The 16,934-nt window shown below is 67.6% G+C and carries 15 protein-coding genes, 1 tRNA gene and 1 pseudogene; 3 read left to right on the top strand and 14 right to left on the bottom strand.

Annotation, left to right across the window (positions count from 1 at the left end):
- Window positions 1–691: 691 nt before the first annotated feature.
- Entirely contained in the window at window positions 692–3,394 is a 2,703-nt protein-coding gene (polA, locus tag OG558_RS30475) for a DNA polymerase I (protein ID WP_329484902.1), read from the bottom strand.
- 119 nt (window positions 3,395–3,513) lie between these two features.
- Between polA and OG558_RS30470 the strand changes: the two genes are divergently transcribed.
- Window positions 3,514–3,933: a hotdog fold thioesterase gene (locus OG558_RS30470; RefSeq protein ID WP_405066051.1), complete on the top strand. Its 420-nt coding sequence runs from the start codon at window positions 3,514–3,516 to the stop codon at window positions 3,931–3,933.
- Here the strand turns inward: OG558_RS30470 and OG558_RS30465 are convergent.
- Complete coding sequence (locus OG558_RS30465) at window positions 3,896–4,537, bottom strand: GNAT family N-acetyltransferase (protein WP_405066050.1); 642 nt, start codon at window positions 4,535–4,537, stop codon at window positions 3,896–3,898. The two genes, OG558_RS30470 and OG558_RS30465, sit on opposite strands and share 38 nt — an antisense overlap.
- A 127-nt stretch (window positions 4,538–4,664) precedes the next feature.
- Here OG558_RS30465 and OG558_RS30460 point away from each other — a divergent pair, with 127 nt between their 5' ends.
- Window positions 4,665–5,405 (top strand): DUF554 domain-containing protein, encoded by a 741-nt coding sequence (locus tag OG558_RS30460; RefSeq protein WP_405066049.1) that lies wholly within the window; start codon window positions 4,665–4,667, stop codon window positions 5,403–5,405.
- A 44-nt stretch (window positions 5,406–5,449) separates the two neighbouring features.
- Here OG558_RS30460 and OG558_RS30455 read toward each other — a convergent pair whose 3' ends face one another.
- The 10 genes and pseudogenes from OG558_RS30455 to OG558_RS30410 all read right to left on the bottom strand — a co-directional run bounded on the left by OG558_RS30455 (window position 5,450) and on the right by OG558_RS30410 (window position 13,183).
- A complete protein-coding gene (locus OG558_RS30455; protein ID WP_405066048.1) occupies window positions 5,450–6,166 on the bottom strand; it encodes an ABC transporter ATP-binding protein in 717 nt (238 codons plus the stop codon).
- Between the two features lie 115 nt (window positions 6,167–6,281).
- Complete coding sequence (locus OG558_RS30450) at window positions 6,282–7,163, bottom strand: ABC transporter ATP-binding protein (RefSeq protein ID WP_405066047.1); 882 nt, start codon at window positions 7,161–7,163, stop codon at window positions 6,282–6,284.
- The gene (locus OG558_RS30445) at window positions 7,160–8,872 is read right to left on the bottom strand and encodes an ABC transporter permease subunit (RefSeq protein ID WP_329476045.1); all 1,713 of its coding nucleotides are present in this window, start codon (window positions 8,870–8,872) and stop codon (window positions 7,160–7,162) included. The genes OG558_RS30450 and OG558_RS30445 overlap by 4 nt, the downstream gene beginning before the upstream one ends.
- Window positions 8,869–9,789: a branched-chain amino acid ABC transporter permease gene (locus OG558_RS30440; RefSeq protein WP_405072235.1), complete on the bottom strand. Its 921-nt coding sequence runs from the start codon at window positions 9,787–9,789 to the stop codon at window positions 8,869–8,871. The genes OG558_RS30445 and OG558_RS30440 overlap by 4 nt, the downstream gene beginning before the upstream one ends.
- A 42-nt stretch (window positions 9,790–9,831) precedes the next feature.
- Window positions 9,832–10,185: pseudogene (locus tag OG558_RS30435) on the bottom strand (branched-chain amino acid ABC transporter permease); the annotation flags it as partial.
- Window positions 10,186–10,269: 84 nt separating this feature from the next.
- Window positions 10,270–11,511 (bottom strand): branched-chain amino acid ABC transporter substrate-binding protein, encoded by a 1,242-nt coding sequence (locus OG558_RS30430; protein WP_329476043.1) that lies wholly within the window; start codon window positions 11,509–11,511, stop codon window positions 10,270–10,272.
- Between the two features lie 178 nt (window positions 11,512–11,689).
- Window positions 11,690–12,280, bottom strand: a complete 591-nt coding sequence (locus OG558_RS30425; protein WP_405066046.1) for an ANTAR domain-containing response regulator — start codon at window positions 12,278–12,280, stop codon at window positions 11,690–11,692.
- A 15-nt stretch (window positions 12,281–12,295) separates the two neighbouring features.
- Window positions 12,296–12,610, bottom strand: coding sequence for a hypothetical protein (locus tag OG558_RS30420; RefSeq protein ID WP_405066045.1), 315 nt, complete (start codon window positions 12,608–12,610; stop codon window positions 12,296–12,298).
- A gap of 129 nt (window positions 12,611–12,739) precedes the next feature.
- On the bottom strand, window positions 12,740–12,865 hold the full coding sequence (locus OG558_RS30415) for a hypothetical protein (RefSeq protein ID WP_405066044.1): 126 nt from the start codon (window positions 12,863–12,865) through the stop codon (window positions 12,740–12,742).
- Between the two features lie 234 nt (window positions 12,866–13,099).
- Window positions 13,100–13,183: transfer RNA gene (locus OG558_RS30410), tRNA-Leu, on the bottom strand.
- Between the two features lie 218 nt (window positions 13,184–13,401).
- Between OG558_RS30410 and OG558_RS30405 the strand changes: the two genes are divergently transcribed.
- Window positions 13,402–13,758, top strand: coding sequence for a VOC family protein (locus tag OG558_RS30405; RefSeq protein WP_405066043.1), 357 nt, complete (start codon window positions 13,402–13,404; stop codon window positions 13,756–13,758).
- A 45-nt stretch (window positions 13,759–13,803) separates the two neighbouring features.
- On the opposite strand, the gene pyk is transcribed toward OG558_RS30405, so the two are convergent.
- Window positions 13,804–15,255 carry a pyruvate kinase gene (gene pyk / locus OG558_RS30400; RefSeq protein ID WP_329476039.1) on the bottom strand — a complete coding sequence of 484 codons (1,452 nt, stop codon included), beginning with the start codon at window positions 15,253–15,255 and terminating at the stop codon, window positions 13,804–13,806.
- Window positions 15,256–15,354: 99 nt separating this feature from the next.
- Window positions 15,355–16,905 carry a metallophosphoesterase gene (locus OG558_RS30395; protein ID WP_329476038.1) on the bottom strand — a complete coding sequence of 517 codons (1,551 nt, stop codon included), beginning with the start codon at window positions 16,903–16,905 and terminating at the stop codon, window positions 15,355–15,357.
- Window positions 16,906–16,934 lie beyond the last annotated feature (29 nt).

Genomic DNA, 16,934 nt, shown 5'->3' with positions numbered 1-16,934 from the left:
TGGTGCACAAAGTCGATCTCTGCTGTGGCCGAAACCGGTTCGGCCAGGGTCCGTGCTCGATGCCGCGGTGCTGGCACACTCACTAAGCAGACGCGGTCCTGCCCCGGTCACGCTCCGATCCGCGCCGGCGGTGAACTGACGATCGGGTTGGTGAGTGTCTCAGGTCCGCACCCGCGCCGATCCCCGCAAACAGCGGCGTTGACACCGCCAAGATCGGGCAACCACAGAGACGCCACAACAGCCCGGACAACGCCTCGGCTCGGGGGGGTTCTCCCCTCGTAAAGGAAGAGAAGCGGCACGCGTTCGGATATCGGCTCCACCCTCCGGAGCGCCGTTTGACGGGCAGCGGTCGGGTCCACTGCGGGCGTCGCGGCGGGCGTGGAGCGGCCTGGACGACGCACGGGCCGGCCGCGCGGACACCAGGACGGGGCCTCGGACAACTCATGCCCTGTCCCAGGTCCCGACACCTTGTCCCAGGCCCCGACACTTTTGCCCTAGCCCCCTGCTCCGGCCCGAAATCCCCGCCCACCGGCTCGGTGCTTGATCGGTGCACAAAGCCCGGCGGGGCCGAGACCCACAGGAACGACAGGAGAGCCGAAATAGCCTGCCTCGGCACACCAGTTCCTGTTTACGCCCCCGGCAACTGTCCTGCGGGGGGCATGCGTACCTCCGGGCTGGAGGAGGCCGCCCGCTAGTGCGCGGCCTCGTGCCAGGTGCGGCCGATGCCGACGGAGACGTCGAGGGGGACGGTCATCTCGACGGCGTGGCCCATGTCGCGGCGGACCAGTTCCTCGAGCGCCTCGCGCTCGCCGGGGGCGATCTCGAAGACGAGCTCGTCGTGGACCTGCAGGAGCATCCGCGACTTCAGGCCGGACTCGCGCAGTGAGGCGTCGACCTTCAGCATCGCCATCTTGATCACGTCCGCGGCCGAGCCCTGGATCGGGGCGTTCAGCGCCATCCGCTCGGCCATCTCACGGCGCTGACGGTTGTCGCTGGTGAGGTCCGGCAGGTACCGCCGACGGCCCAGGATCGTCTCGGTGTACCCGCTCTTGCCGGCGTCGATGACGATCGACCGCAGGTAGTCCCGGACGCCGCCGAACCGCTCGAAGTACTCGTCCATCAGACCGCGCGCCTCGTCCACGCCGATCTTCAGCTGCTGGCTCAGCCCGTACGCCGACAGGCCGTACGCGAGCCCGTAGTTCATCGCCTTGATCTTGGCCCGCATCTCCTGCGTCACCTCGGACGGCTCGACCGAGAAGACCCGCGACGCCGTCACCGAGTGGAAGTCCATGCCCGAGTTGAACGCCGAGATCAGCCCCTCGTCCTCGGACACGTGCGCCATGATCCGCATCTCGATCTGGCTGTAGTCCGCCGACATCAGCGCCTCGTTGCCCTCGCCGACGATGAACGCCTGCCGGATCCGGCGGCCCTCCTCGGTCCGGATCGGGATGTTCTGCAGGTTCGGGTCGGTCGAGCTGAGCCGTCCGGTCGCCGCGATGGTCTGGTTGAACGTGGTGTGAATCCGGGCGTCCTTCGGGCTGATCGTCTTCAGCAGCCCCTCGACGGTCTGCCGCAGCCGGGTCGCGTCGCGGTGTGCGAGCAGGTAGGCCAGGAACGGGTGCTCGGTCTTCTCGAACAGCGCCTGCAGCGAGTCCGCGTCGGTGGTGTATCCCGTCTTGGTCCGCTTGGTCTTCGGCATCTGCAGCTCGTCGAACAGCACCACCTGCAGCTGCTTCGGCGACCCGAGATTGATCTCCTTGCCGATCACCTCGTACGCCGCCGTCGCGGCCTCCCGGACTCCGGTGGCGAACCGCTCCTCGAGCTCCTCCAGATACGGCCGGTCGACCGCGATCCCGTCGCGCTCCATCCCGGCGATCACGTCGATCAGCGGCAACTCGACGTCCGCGAGCAGCGCCGTACCGGCCTGCTTCTCGAGCTCGGCGTCCAGCGTGTCGGCCAGGTCGGCGATCGCCCGGGCACGCAGCATCGTGTGGTCCGCGGCCGGGCCGCCCTCGATGTCGTCGAAGCTGAGCTGACCGTTCTCCGCCTCCTCGTTGCGCAGCTCGCGCTTGAGGTAGCGCACGGTCAGGTCGGCCAGGTCGTACGAGCGCTGATCCGGGCGGGCCAGATACGCGCTCAGCTGGGTGTCCGAGCTAAGGCCGGCCAGCGTCCAGCCACGCTCGAGGAAACCGAGCAGCGGGCCCTTCGCGTCGTGCAGCGCCTTCGGCTGCTTCGGGTCGGCGAGCCAGGCCTGCCAGGCCGCGTCGTCGTCCGGCGTCAGTGCGATCGGGTCGAACCAGGCCGCCGCGCCGGAGGTGTTCGCCAGCGCCAGGCCGGTGATCTCGCCGGTGCCGCGGCCCCAGCTGCCCTGCACCGCCACGCCGACGCGCTCGCCGGCGCTGACGTGCTCCTTGAGCCAGCCGGCCACCTCGCCCGGCTTGAGCTGCACACCGTCCAACTCGAATCCGTGGTCGACGGTCGCGTCGACCTCCTCGTGCTCGGCGACCAGCCGCTCGCGCAGCACCCGGAACTCCAGGCTGTCGAACAGCGTGTGCACCTTGTCCCGGTCCCACGGCGTGCGGACCAGGTCGTCGACCGTGACGTCCAGGGTCAGGTCGCGGACCAGCTCGTTGATCTGCCGGTTCCGGATCACGTCGGCGAGGTGCTCACGCAGCGACTCGCCGGCCTTGCCCTTGATCTCGTTGACCCGGTCAACCACGTCGTTCAGCGAGCCGAACTGGTTCAGCCACTTGGCCGCGGTCTTCGGCCCGACCCCGGGCACACCGGGCAGGTTGTCGCTCTGCTCCCCCACCAGCGCCGCGAGATCCGGGTAGAGCCGCGGGGTCACGCCGTACTTGTCCTCGACCGCCGCCGGGTCCATCCGGGCGATCTCGGACACGCCACGCTTCGGGTACAGCACCGTGACGTCGTCGCTGACCAGCTGGAACGCGTCCCGGTCACCGCTGCTGATCAGCACCTCGAAGCCCTGCTCGGCGGCCTGTGTGGCGAGGGTGGCGATGACGTCGTCGGCCTCCCAGCCGTCGATCTCGGTGGTCGGGATCCGGAGCGCCTCCAACACCTCCTTGACCAGCGAGACCTGTCCCTTGAACTCGTCCGGCGACTTCGACCGGCCCGCCTTGTACTCCGCGTACTGCTCGGAGCGGAAGGTCTTGCGGGACACGTCGAACGCGACGCAGATGTGCGTCGGCTGCTCGTCGCGGAGCATGTTGATCAGCATCGAGGTGAACCCGTACACCGCGTTGGTGTGCTGCCCGGTGGTGGTGGAGAAGTTCTCCACCGGGAGCGCGTAGAACGCCCGGTACGCCAGCGAGTGCCCGTCCAGCAGCAGGATGCGCGGGCGGCCGGCGCCGGCCTGCGGGGTGTCCTTGGTCATCGTCGAGGTGTCGGTTTCTGGAGCCACACACCGACTCTAGTGGTTCCCACGGACACTTTTCCTTCCCCGCCCCTCCGCCCCGGACAGGCAGTTCCCGCACACCCGCGTAGTCTGCCTCTGTGACTGATCGAATAGACCTCGGGCCGGGCATGGGCATGGAGGGCACCCTGCTGCAGCTGATGGGAATCGTTGTCAGCGAAGCAACCCCGGACAGGGTGGTGGCGACGATGCCGGTCAAGGGAAACACCCAGCCGTACGGACTGCTGCACGGCGGCGCTTCCTGCGTACTGGCGGAAAGCCTCGGCTCCATCGGATCCGCGCTGCACGCGGCCGGCTACGGCAAGGTCGCGGTCGGTGTCGACATCAACGCCACCCACCACCGCGCGGTCCGCGAAGGGACCGTGACCGGGGTCGCCACTCCGATCTACCTCGGCCGGACCACGACGTCGTACGAAGTGGTCATCACCGACGACCGCGCCAAGCGGGTCTGCACCGCGCGGATCACGTGCCAGCTGATTCAGGCTCCGCCGGGTAGCTGACGTCGGCGCCCAGCGTCGGCCCGTCGACCGGCAGCGGGCGGCCGAGCTGGGCACGGCGGGCGATCGCGGACCGTCGCGACGACAGCAGGGCGAGCAGGTTCGGCGCGTGCTCGGCGGCGAGCCGGCGGCGCACCGTGTGGGTGGTCGCGAACCGCAGTACGCCGGCCTGTCCGAGACCCAACCGGGCGAGGAACCGGTTCGCCTCGCGGGCGATCGCGGGCGCGACCACGGCCAGGTGTGCACAGCACTCGTACTCGGCCCAGGCGACCGCTTCCGCGATCAGCGCCTTGCCGAGTCCGTGCCGACGGGCGGCGTCGCTGACGTGCAGGTACTCGATCGCGACCGTCTGGTCATCGTGTAGCGGCGTGACCGGGGTCCGGCGCAGGTAGGCCATGCCGTGCACCTCCCCGTCCAGCTCGCCCACCAGCAGCCGGCCGAACGGATCGTCCAGGTGCTTGCTGACGGCAACCTCGACGGCGGCCGCGGACGGCGTCGCGGGCAACCGGGACGGATGCGCGCCGGCGCCGGCCAGCTCGCGCCACAACGCGACGAGGGCATCGGCGTCACCCGGCCGGGCGTCCCGCACCTCGATGGCTGCTGCCACAGCGACCTCCTGGTCTGGTCCACCCCCGAGGTGAACGGAGACGGCGGTTACGCTCGTCCTCGCGCAACAGTAGGCCCTCGGAGGTCACTTGCAAAAGCAGCGCCGCACGGGGTGATCGGAGACAGTTTTGTTCATCGGAATCGGCACCTTGGTGAACGTCGCGACGGTGCTCGTCGGGTCGGTACTCGGCGTACTCATCGGCCACCGCCTGAGTCACCGGACCCGCGATCTGGTCACCGATGCGATCGGCCTGGTCACGCTGGTGATCGCGATCTCGGGGGCCCTCGCGGTCAGCGATCACGTCCTCAGTGACGCCGTCGGCGACAGCGCTCCGGTACTGATCGTGCTCGGCGCGATGCTGATCGGCGGGATCGCCGGTTCGCTGCTGCGGATCGAGCTGCGGCTGGAGGGTTTCGGCGGGTGGATCCAGCAGCGGTTCGACCGGGGTGAGGGGCAGAGCACCTTCGTCGAGGGTTTCGTCTCGGCGTCGATGGTGTTCTGTGTCGGGCCGCTGACGTTCCTGGGGTCCTTGTCCGACGGGCTGGGCCGCGGCGCGGATCAGTTGTACCTGAAGGCGGTTCTGGATGGTTTCACCTCGATCGCGTTCGCCGCGTCGTTCGGCTGGGGCGTGGCCGCGTCCGCGCTGGTGGTGCTGGTCGTCCAGGGCTCGGTGACCGCGGTCGGAGCCGTACTGGGCGACGTACTCCCGGAGGCGCACGTGACCGCACTGGGGGCCACTGGTGGGGTGATGCTGATCGGTGTCGCACTGCGACTGCTGAAGCTCAAGCAGGTCGCGGTGGCCGATCTGCTCCCGGCGCTGATCGTTGCTCCCCTGCTTGTGCAGCTGCTTGTGGTCATCCGCGACTGAGCCCCCTGGCGCTGTGTCACACCAGGGGGCTCAGAGCAACGGAGTCAGTCCTCGCCGAGGTAGGCCTTGCGGACCTCGTCGTTGACCAGCAGGTCGCGGCCGGAGCCGGACAGCACGATCTTGCCGACCTCCAGCACGTAGCCGAAGTCGGCCCGCTTCAGCGCCGCCTGCGCGTTCTGCTCCACCAGCAGGATCGTGGTGCCCTGCTGCTGCAGTTCGGTGACCGTCGACATGATCCGCTTCATCATGATCGGCGACAGCCCCATCGACGGCTCGTCCAGCATCAGCAGCTTCGGCCGGCTCATCATCGCCCGGCCCATCGCCAGCATCTGCTGCTCACCACCGGAGAACGTCCCGGCCGGCTGCTTGCGCCGCTCCCCCAGGATCGGGAACAGGTCGTACGCCGCGTCCAGATCGGTGCGCACCCCCGCCGGGTCCTTCCGGGCGAACGCGCCGAGCAGCAGGTTCTCCTCGACCGACAGCCGGGGGAAGATCCGCCGCCCTTCCGGCGAGTGCGCCAGCCCGCGCGCCACGATGTCGTGCGCCGCCACCTGCTCGATCCGCTCACCCTGGAACAGGATCTCGCCCGACGTCGGCCGGAGCAGGCCCGAGATCGTCCGCAGCGTGGTGGTCTTGCCGGCGCCGTTGGTGCCGATCAGCGACACCACCTGCCCCTGCTCCACGCTGAAGCTGATCTTCTTCACCGCGACGATCTTGCCGTAGGCAACTTCCAGGTCGCGGACCTCGAGCATCGCGGTCATGGGGCCTCCCGGTCTGGACTGAGGAGTGGAGGGAGCGAAGCGACTGGAGCGACGAGGGAAGACCGGGAGCAAAAGCCCCATGACCCGCCGCGCCGGAGGCGTGGCATCAATACCGTCACGGCTTCTCCCCCTCACCGTCGACGACATCCTGCGGCGGCTGCGGTACGACGTCCTCGGCCTCGTCCTCGTCGTCCTGCTCGCCGGTGCCGATGTAGGCCTCGATCACCCGCGGGTCGGACTGCACCTCCTGCGGCGTGCCCTCGATCAGCGCCTCGCCGCGGACCAGGCAGAGCACCCGGTCGCAGAGGTTGAAGATGAACCGCATGTCGTGCTCGATCACCACGACCGACAGGCCCGAGTCCCGGATCTTGAAGATCAGGTCACTGGCCTGCCGCGTCTCCAGCGGGTTCATACCGGCCGTTGGCTCGTCCAGCAGGACGAGCTTCGGGTCGGTGGCCAGCGCTCGCGCGATCTCGAGCCGGCGCTGGTCGCCGTACGGCATGTTCCGGGCCAGGTGGTCGGTGGACTTGCCGAGGCCGACGAAGTCGAGGAGCTCCTGGGCCCGGGCGATGGTGGCAGCCTCCTCGCGGCGGAACTTCGGCCCCCGCAGGACCGAGGTGAGCGCGCCCGAGCTGGTCCGGCAGTACCGGCCGACCATCACGTTCTCCAGCGCGGTCATGTTGGCGAACAGCCGGATGTTCTGGAACGTCCGCGCCATCCCGGCCTTGACGACCGCCCGCGGCTTCGGCGGCAGCGGCGTACCGGCGAACCGGACCTGGCCGCTGGTCGGCTTGTAGAGGCCGGTGAGGCAGTTGAAGAAGGTCGTCTTGCCGGCCCCGTTCGGGCCGATCAGGCCGACGATCTCACCTTCGCGAACAGTCAGGTTGACGTCGTTGACCGCCAGCAGACCACCGAACCGCATGGTCACGCCGGTGGCTTCCAGCACCGCGGCGCCGGACGCCCGGGCCGGTGCCGGGGTCGTTTCGGTGACGGTCATTTCGCCTCCTCGACGAACAGGTGCTCTTCGTCGATCTCGACGGCCAGCTGCTCGTCCTCTTCGTGGAACTCCAACTGGCGGCGTCTGTTCGCGACCAGACCCTCCGGGCGGAACCGCATCATCAGCACCAGCAGCAGGCCGAACAGCAGCAGCCGGTACTCCGAGAAGAACCGCAGCTTCTCCGGCAGCAGCTTCAGGATCGTTGCCCCCAGCAACACACCGGCGATGGTGCCCATACCGCCGAGCACGATCGCGGCGAGCAGGAACGCCGACTCCAGGAAGATGAACTGGTCCGGGCTGACCGCGCCGTCCTGATGGGCCTTGATGGTGCCGGCCAGGCCGGCCAGGAAGGCACCGGTCGCGAACGCGAGCAGCTTCAGCCCGAACGTGTTCACGCCCATCGCCTCAGCCGCCTTCTCGTCCTCCCGGATCGCCACCCAGCCACGGCCGATCCGGCTGTTGTTCAGCCGCGAGAAGACGAGGATGACGAAGCCGGTCAGCACCAGCAGCAGGAAGTAGTAGTTCGAGAACCGGCCCAGCTCGATCCCCGCGACCGTGTGCACGTCGCCGAAATTGAAGCCGCCGATCTCCAGGTCCGGGATGCCGGGGACACCGTTCGGGCCGTTGGTCAGGTTCGGGCCGTTGTTGCCGTCCAGGTTGAACATCGAGAACCGGAAGATCTCACCGAAGCCGAGGGTCACGATGGCGAGGTAGTCACCCGAGACCCGCAGTGTCGGCGTGCCGATGATCAGACCCAGGGTCGCCGCGACACTGGCGCCGATCAGCATCACGACCAGGAACGGAGGCTTCCACCCGATGGTCGCGAACGCCGACGTCGACATGGTGGCGGCCACGTAGGCGCCGCATCCGAGGAACGCGATGTACCCGAGGTCGAGCAGGCCGGCCAGACCGACCACGATGTTCAGGCCCATCGCGGTCGCCGCGAAGACCAGCACCTGGGTGGCGATCGACATGTTCGCGTCCGAGCCACCCTGGGTGAACGGGAACAGGAACGCGACCACGACCGCCGACAGCGTCAGCACCTTGCGCTGCCGCTGCGAGGCATGGCCGACCCAGGACATTGCCCCGGTCCGGAACAGTACGGCCACGACCGCGGCGATGAACACCAGGCAAAGGATGAACGACCAGGCGTCCTCCAACCCGAGCGCGTACGCCGCGAGGAACAGCACGCCGGCCATCAGCAGCGCGATCGCGAGGATCTCGACCCAGGCCGGCAGCTTGGCCTGGCTCATGTCGCGCAACTGCCGCAACGGCAGCATCCAGGCGCTGACCAGGATCAGCACGGCACCGACGAACGAGATGTACGCGCCGGGGTTCACGTTGATTAAGCCGTCGGAGTCGACCGAGATCGCGATCAGGACCAGCAGCATGTACAGCGTCAGAGTGAAGCCCAGTGCCCGGAGACCGGCCGTGGCGTCGAGCCACACGCCCAGCTTCGTCAGCGGGCCCTTCTCGGCCAGCAGCAGGACCAGCGCGAGCAAGGCGAGGATGATCGCCAGGATCTGCAGGCCACCCGGGTAGAAGTTGATCGACAGGTCGCCCAGGATCGTGCTGTCGTAGCTCCACGACAGGAACGAGCCCACGACGACCAGCACCACACCGGCCAGGCCCAACGGCCAGGCGAACCGGTTGGCGTGCGGCTGAGCCGTAGTCCCTGGCTCCGCCGGAGGCGTCTTCACATCGGTCATGCCCGGTCCACCACCCTCGCGCCGAGCAGGCCCTGCGGCCTGAACACCAATACCAGAATCAGGATCACGAAGGCCCAGACGTCCTTCCAGGTGCTACCACCGAACTGGCCCGGAATGTACTGCGTCGCCATCGCCTCGATGACACCGAGCACCAGACCACCGACGACGGCGCCGTAGATGTTGCCGATACCACCGAGGACGGCGGCGGTGAACGCCTTCAGACCTGCAAGGAAGCCCATCCGGAAGTCGATGTTGTTGTTCTGCAGGCCCTGCGACACACCCGCGATAGCCGCGAGTACGGCGCCGAGTGCGAACGCGACCACGATGATCCGGTCCACGTTGATACCCATCAGCCGGGCTGTGTCCGGGTCCTGCGACACGGCCTGCATACCGCGGCCGAGCCGGGTCCGGTTGATGAAGAACCACAGCAGGATGGCGCAGATCGCCAGCGCGCCCATGGTGAAGATCGCGGACCGCTGGATCGTCACGCCGCCGATCTCGATCGCCGTTCCGGTCACCACATCGATCTGCGGGAACGGGATACGCTGCTTGGCGCTCGGCCAGGTGATGCTGTTGATGAGCTTCTCGAAGAGCACCCAGCCCACCACCGCGGCGACGGCTGCGGTGGCCGCGGACGCCGCGATCGCCGGGATCTTGATCTCCGTGCGCGCCCTCCGTCGTGCGGCCAGACCGGCCAGCCAGCCGATCGCCGTGCCGACGATCGCGCCCACGATGACCACGCCCACCACCAGCACGGCGGTCAGGTCGTTGTTGATCTGCCGTACCACTGCCCAGACGGCGACGGGGCCGACCACGGCGCCGATCAGCGCGGCACGGTCGTACCACTTGGTCACCGGGTGGTTCAGCTCGGCCTTCGACACCCGCGTGCCGACGTAGTAGCCGATGCCCAGCGCCATGCCGGCGAAGGCGAACAACGTCCAGCCCGGGCGCTCGTAGAACAGCCGGACGAACTCCTGCAGGAAGACCGAGATGCCGATCGCGGTGATCAGCGGTGCGAGTCGTGGCGCGTTCCGCAGGGGACGGTACGCGACACGTTCCATCGCCACGGCCGTGCCGACCGAGGCGAAGATGGCGCCAATGATCATGATCGGCAGGATCCAGAGGTTGGTCTTGCCGTCGAAGAACAACAGGTACGTCGTCAGTGCGCCGAACGCACCGATCATGAAGACCTCGCCGTGGGCGAAGTTGATCAGCTGCACGATGCCGTAGACGACGGTGTAACCGACCGCGATCAGGGCGTACAGCGACCCCAGGGTGAGCCCGTTCACGAGTTGCTGGAAGAACTGGTCCACGTCGACCTCCCATCTACCTCAGCTATGACACACCACGGGGGTGGGAGGATCGCTCCCACCCCCGTGGTATGAGGTCGACTCCGGTTACTTGGCCTCGAACGCCTTGGTCTCGACGGTGGCCCACTTGCCGCCGGCGACCTTGTACACGGTGAGCACCTTCGACGTGGTGTCGCCGTACTGGTCGAAGGCGACCTTGCCGGTCACTCCGTCGAAGGAAACCTTGCTCATGGCATCGACCGTGGCCTGGCGGGCCGACTCGGCGTCGCTGGCGTCCTTCAGCGAGGTCTTCAGCGCGTTGATGATCGAGTTGGCCGCGTCGAAGGAGTAACCGCCGTACGCCGCGTACGGGTCCTTGTAGCCCTGCGCGTTGTAGTCGGCGACGAACTTCTTCGCCGAGTCCAGCGTGTCCACCGGCGCGCCGACCGAGGTGGCCAGGTCGTTGTCGCTGGTCTTACCGGCCAGGGTGATGTACTTCGGGTCGTAGATGCCGTCGCCGCCCATCAGCGGGACGTTCAGACCGGCGGCCTTCATCTGCTGCGAGAGCGGACCGGCCTGCGGGTACTCACCACCGTAGTAGATCGCCTGCGGGCCGGACGGCTTGATCGAGGAGATCACGGCCTGGTAGTTCGAGTCGTCCGGGTTGATGGTCTGGGCCGCGACGACCTGACCACCCAGCTTCTTGAACTCCTCGGTGAAGGTGCCGACCAGGCCCTGGCCGTACGCCTTCTTGTCGTGGATCGTGGCGACCTTGGTGATCTTCGCCGTCTCGTACAGGTAACGAGCCGCGAACGGACCCTGGACCGCGTCGGTGGTGCAGGTGCGGAAGTACGTCGGGTACGGCCGCTTCGGGTCGGTCTGCCAGTTGGCGCCCTGGGTCAGGCCCGGGCCGGTGTTGGCCGGCGAGACCTGGACGATCTTTGCCGCGGCGAGGACCGGCTGGACCTGCTGGCTGACGCTGGTGTTCAGCGTGCCGACCACGCCGATCACGTCCTTGTCACCGGCCAGCGCGGTCGCGGCGTTCTTACCCGGGTCGGGCTTCGCCTCGTCGTCCTTCGGCACGACCTCGAGCTTCCAGCCCGGAATCGCGTTGGAGTCGTTGGCCTGCTTCACGGCCAGCTCGACCGAGTGCTGGATGCCCAGGCCCAGCGCCGACAAGTCTCCCGACAAAGGCGCGATCACGCCGATCTTGGCAGTTTTCGTCGAACCTCCGGAGTTCCCCCCGGAGTCGTTGCCACTGCGTGAGCCGCAGGCAGTCAGGGCCAACGACGCAACGATCAGCGACGCGCCGACCCTTACTACGGAACGCTGGTGCACTGTTCCTCCCATGTCTGGATAGTCCGGAGATCCCGGACCCCCGCGTTTCCCGCGAGCACCCGCAGGTTAGACCTCAGCAAGCTCTCCCGGCGATGTGACGGAGCGTGTGTTGTGAGGTCGTTACAGCGGTAAGCAGTGTGAGGATCAGTGATTGCTGTACACCCGCTCACGCCTGTGAGCGGAGAGTGATTCAGTCGCTACCGCCAGCCTCGTCAACAACCAACTCCGCGACCTGACGCATGGAAACTCTTTTATCCATGGCGGTTTTCTGGATCCACCGGAACGAGTCCGGCTCGGACAGGCCGAACTTCGTCTGCAGGATCGATTTGGCCCGGTCGACCAGCTTGCGGGTCTCCAGCCGCTCGGCCAGGTCAGCGACCTCACGCTCCAACTCGGCGAGCTCGACGTACCGGGAGGCGGCGATCTCGATCGCGGGCAGCAGGTCGGCCTTGGAGAACGGTTTCACCAGGTACGCCATGGCGCCGGCGTCGCGGGCCCGCTCGACCAGCTCGCGCTGCGAGAACGCGGTCAGCATCAGCACCGGGGCGATCCGGTCGCCGGCGATCTTCTCCGCCGCGCTCAGGCCGTCCAGCTTCGGCATCTTCACGTCGAGGATGACCAGATCCGGCCGATGCTCGGTCGCCAGCCGGATGGCCTCTTCCCCATCCCCCGCCTGCCCGACGACGTCGTACCCCTCCTCGGCCAGCATCTCGGCCAGATCCATCCGGATCAAAGCCTCATCCTCAGCGATCACCACACGCTTAGCAGTCACAACTGACACCTTATCGACCCGGAGTCAGCTCTTCGGACCCACGAAGGCATCCAGCGCGGCGACCCCCTCCTTCCGGCTCACCGCGATGGCGTTGTGTCGCGGTCTCCGCCACGAAATCCCCAGCAGATCCAGCGCGTCAGTCAGGATCCCGATGATGTCTTCGGACTCGTTCGAGAACATGTACCGCACGTAGTAGTACCGCCTGCCGTCCGGCTTACTCGCCCAGTTCACGAACCGGCACCCATCCGAGTGAAACAGTCCTCGCAGCAATTGTTCGGGGTACTTGGCAACGATCTCCCGCTGCCAGTCCGCCAGCTCGATCTTCCGCAAATGCTTCAACCCAGGGCCATGCTGCGGAAACAGACAGGGCCAGTGCTTCCACCGCGCCTCGATCCGGATCATGCCTTGCCCATTCCGTAGGCACGGGCCCGCGGTCGGCTTCACCAACCTGATCGTGGCCGCGATCTCCTAGTTCAGCTGCGGATACTTCTGATCGTTGGCGATCTGCAGACAGAAGACCCCACGCCGCGCTTTCGCGATATGCCCGTCACCGAGATACCACCCCAGCAGCAGCGCGTACGCCGTCTCGTCCAACCCGGCACCATCACACCGTGGACACGGCGTCCCCTGAAATCCTGTCCCTCGCGGTAGCCCCCGCCGCTGATAGAGCCGCCGCCATCGCCGGATCGTCTTGATCGCCACGCCATGAGTCTCGGCGTTCACCCGATCGCTTACGCCGTGGTCCGACATCCGCAACGCGGAATCCACCGTCTCCTGCGACCTGATGTGCCCCATGCCTCATGGTCACGCGGGCGACCGACAAATTCGTGCCGGGTGTGGGACTTGAACCCACACGCCCTTGCGGGCAATGGTGTTTGAGACCATAGCGTCTGCCGATTCCGCCAACCCGGCGAGGTTGCAGGAGCAACTGTATCCGTTCAGGGGCCTGCTTCGCTCATCGGGCCCCGTGGATCGCGGGAGTGTTGTGGACGTCAGATCCGCCACAGTGCGTGATCGATTGCCGGGGCGGGACAACAGGCCTGTCCCGTCCACCTCCTCCCCTGTGCCCGAACGGGAAGCTCGCGCCTGCCCGTCGTACCGTGAGTGGGGTGGAGTGAGAGGAGTACGGCGTGTTTGTTGGGGCTCATGTGATTTTGTACAGCGGGGATGCGGAGGCTGATCGGGGGTTCATTGCGGAGGTGCTGGGGTTTCCGCATGTGGATACCGGGGGCGGGTGGTTGATCTTTCGGTTGCCGCCGGCGGAGGTCGCGGTCCACCCGAGTGATGGGGACGAGCGGCACGAGTTCTATCTGATGTGCGAGGACATCGAGGCGCTGTTCGACAAGCTGGCCGCTGCCGGGGTCGAGGTCTCGCGTGACATCAGCGAGGAACGCTGGGGCCGGCTCGCCAGCATCCCGCTGCCCAGCGGCGCGCGCCTGCCCGTGTACCAGCCACTGCACCCGGTCGCCTACAACCTGCAGGAATGACGCGAGGCGGACAGCCGACTCGGCTGTCCGCCTCACCTCAGGTGGTTACGGGTTCGGACTGCGGTAGGCCGGGGCAATGCCTTCGATCGCGTCGCCCATGCGGTGGACCCGGAGGGCGTTGGTGGAGCCAGGGATGCTGGGTGGGGAGCCGGCGACGATGACGACCAGGTCGCCCTTCTGGAGTTTGCCGAGCTCGAGCAGCCGCTGGTCGACCTGGCGGACCATCTCGTCGGTGTGGTCGACGGTGGGGACGATGTGCGTCTCGATGCCCCACACCACGCTGAGCCAGGCGCTGACCGACGGGACCGGGGTGAACGCGAGCAGCGGGACCTCGGTGCGGTAGCGGGCCAGCCGGAGCGCGGTGTCGCCGGACTGGGTGAAGGCGATCAGGTACTTCGCCTCCAGCCGCTCGGCCACGTCCGCGGCGGCCCGCGCGATCACGCCGCCCTTGGTCCGCGGCTCCCACTCGATCGACTGGACCCGGCTGAGGCCGTGCTCCTCGGTCGACTCCACGATCCGGGACATCGTCTTGACGGTCTCGATCGGGAACCGGCCGACGCTGGTCTCACCGGACAGCATCACGGCGTCGGCACCGTCCAGTACGGCGTTCGCGACGTCGGACGCCTCGGCCCGGGTCGGCCGCGGCGCGGAGATCATCGACTCCAGCATCTGGGTGGCGACGATCACCGGCTTCGCGTTCAGCCGGGCCTGGTCGATGATCAGCTTCTGCACCAGCGGGACCTCCTCGAGCGGAAGCTCCACGCCGAGGTCGCCGCGGGCCACCATGAACCCGTCGAAGGCGTCGATGATCTCGTCCAGGTTGGCGACCGCCTGCGGCTTCTCGATCTTGGCGACAACGGGGATCCGCAAACCCTCCTCGTCCATGATCTTGTGCACCAGCTGGATGTCGGCGGCGTCGCGCACGAACGACAGCGCGATCATGTCGGCCGGCAGGTGCAGCGCCCAGCGCAGGTCCTCGGCGTCCTTCTCCGACATCGCCGGCACGCTGACCGCGACACCCGGCAGGTTGATGCCCTTGTGGTTCGACACCGGGCCGCCGACGGTGACGCGGCAGACCACGTCGGTCAAGGTCACCTCCTCGGCGACCAGCGCGATCCGGCCGTCGTCGATCAGCAGTTGGTCGCCCGGCTTCACGTCGCCCGGCAGGCCGTCGTACGTCGTACCGCAGATGGTCGCGTCACCAGGCACCTCCCGGGTGGTGATGGTGAAGCGTTCGCCGTAGGTCAGCGTGGCCTTGCCCTCGGCGAACTCGGCCAGCCGGATCTTCGGGCCCTGCAGGTCGACGAGGATGCCGACGTTGTGGCCGGTCTCCGCCGCTGCGGTACGGATCCGCTGATAGATGCGTTCATGCTCGGCATGGGCACCGTGGCTGAGGTTCAGCCTCGCGACGTCCATACCGGCTTCGACGAGTTCCAGGATGCGCTCGGGGGCGGCCGTAGCCGGGCCAAGCGTACAAACGATCTTTGCGCGACGCACGTCACAAAACCCTACTCCTACAAACCACTACACCCGGTGGTCCGCCCCCCTTACTGGACCGTCAACAGGTGATGACAACCGGAGACGAAGCCTGAATCGTCAAGAAGGCAAGGGTGTGTAGGCGCCAACTGTGATGTCGCCGGTCAGTTCGGCGGTGACCGTCTGGAGGCCGATCGGCTGACCCTTCTGGTACGTGATGAGGGTGACCTCACCTGGCCGGCGCAGCGTGTAGCCGAGGGCGAAGGCGTACGCCGCTCCCCCGGTCGTGCCGTTCGTGTACGTCGTGACCGGGCGGTCGTCGACGACCTTGCTCTCGGGGCCGACCTGCCGGTGCAGGTGACCCGACAGCAGCAGGGTCGCGCAGCCCCGGGCGGCGGTGTCGGCGAACGACGACGGGTCGTGGACCACGAACGTCGAGATGCGCTTGTCCTCGGGCTGCTCGCAGGCGATGTCCGCCAGCCGCTTCGACTGCTCGGAGGTGGTCTCGTCGCCGGGCTGGTCCGCACTGCCCAGGCCGGTCTTGGTCGGATCGCTGTCACCGAGGAACCGGATGCCCTCGACCTCGACCGGCTTGCTGTCGAGCACCGTGAAACCGTTCTTGCGCATGGCGTTCTCGACGTGTCCACCGGCGTCGTGGTTGCCCGCGACGGCGACCACTTTGAAGTCCTTGAAGTGCTGGCGCAACGAGTTGATGCTGAACACCTCCCAGGACTGACCCGACGAGGTGTCGTCCCCGGCGTCGATCAGGATCTTCGCACCGGCCGCCTTCGCCACCTCGGCCGCGAAGCCGTCGATGCCGATGTTGTCGTGCCGGTCGCTGACCTGGATCGCGACCTTCTGGCCCTCGCCGGGCTGATGGATCTCGTCGGCGACGTCCCCGACGCGGTCCTTCAGCTGACCGTAGAACCGGGTGGATCGCTGGTACGTCTCGACCGCCGTACGGATCACCCCCACCCCACCCGTGGTGGAGAACCCGGACGCGACCTCGACCCCCTGCAGCTGTTTGTCCAGGGGGATCTCCGGCAGCAGCTGGGCGAGCGGGCGCCACTCGGTCGGCGGAACGTCGGCCGGCCGCATCCGCGCCGGGCCGAAGATCGACGCGATCGTGATCAGCATCGCGACCAGGACGACGATCGCGCGGTGCTCGACGCGTCGTTCGTGCCGGTGCACCAGGTGCCACAGCTCGCGGCGGCGCCGGGCGCCGATCACCGCCCAGACGGTCGCCACCACCACGACCACGAGCAGACCGGAACCGGCACCGGCCAGCCCGTCGTCGACCGCCATGGCCTGCACCACCTGCTGGATCCGCGCGATCTCACCGTCGGGCTGCGAGGCGATCAGGGCGTCGCGGTTGATCAGGTCGGTCAGGTTGTCGGCGTCGGTCTCCTGGACGTCGATGTTCACGCCGAGCCCGAGCGGGTTGTGGGCGGCGATCCGCAACCGGGGCAGCACGGCACCGAGGTCGACGGTGGCGTGCCCGTCGAAGGTCGGCGAGACGGTTGCCGCATGGGCGCCGATCGTGACCCGCTCGGAATCGTTGGCGAACGCGAACAGACCGATCGCGACCGAGGTGACCAGCCAGAGCGCGGTCAGTGCGGCCCACGGCGCGATCGCACGGAGCCGAGCCTTGGTCACCAGGCGCGTAGCCACCCTCTCAACCTATCGGGACGCCCCACCTT

This window comes from Kribbella sp. NBC_01510 (genome assembly GCF_045040325.1).
Taxonomy (GTDB): Bacteria; Actinomycetota; Actinomycetes; order Propionibacteriales; family Kribbellaceae; genus Kribbella.
This window is presented reverse-complemented; position numbering and strand designations above follow the sequence as displayed.

Excerpts from the sequence above, each read along its gene's own strand:
- OG558_RS30445 (WP_329476045.1), bottom strand. The coding sequence starts at position 8,872 with ATGACCGATGTGAAGACGCCTCCGGCGGAGCCAGGGACTACGGCTCAG.
- OG558_RS30450 (WP_405066047.1), bottom strand. The coding sequence starts at position 7,163 with ATGACCGTCACCGAAACGACCCCGGCACCGGCCCGGGCGTCCGGCGCC.
- polA (WP_329484902.1), bottom strand. The coding sequence starts at position 3,394 with ATGACCAAGGACACCCCGCAGGCCGGCGCCGGCCGCCCGCGCATCCTG.
- OG558_RS30455 (WP_405066048.1), bottom strand. The coding sequence starts at position 6,166 with ATGACCGCGATGCTCGAGGTCCGCGACCTGGAAGTTGCCTACGGCAAG.
- OG558_RS30440 (WP_405072235.1), bottom strand. The coding sequence starts at position 9,789 with ATGGCGCTGGGCATCGGCTACTACGTCGGCACGCGGGTGTCGAAGGCC.
- OG558_RS30430 (WP_329476043.1), bottom strand. The coding sequence starts at position 11,511 with ATGGGAGGAACAGTGCACCAGCGTTCCGTAGTAAGGGTCGGCGCGTCG.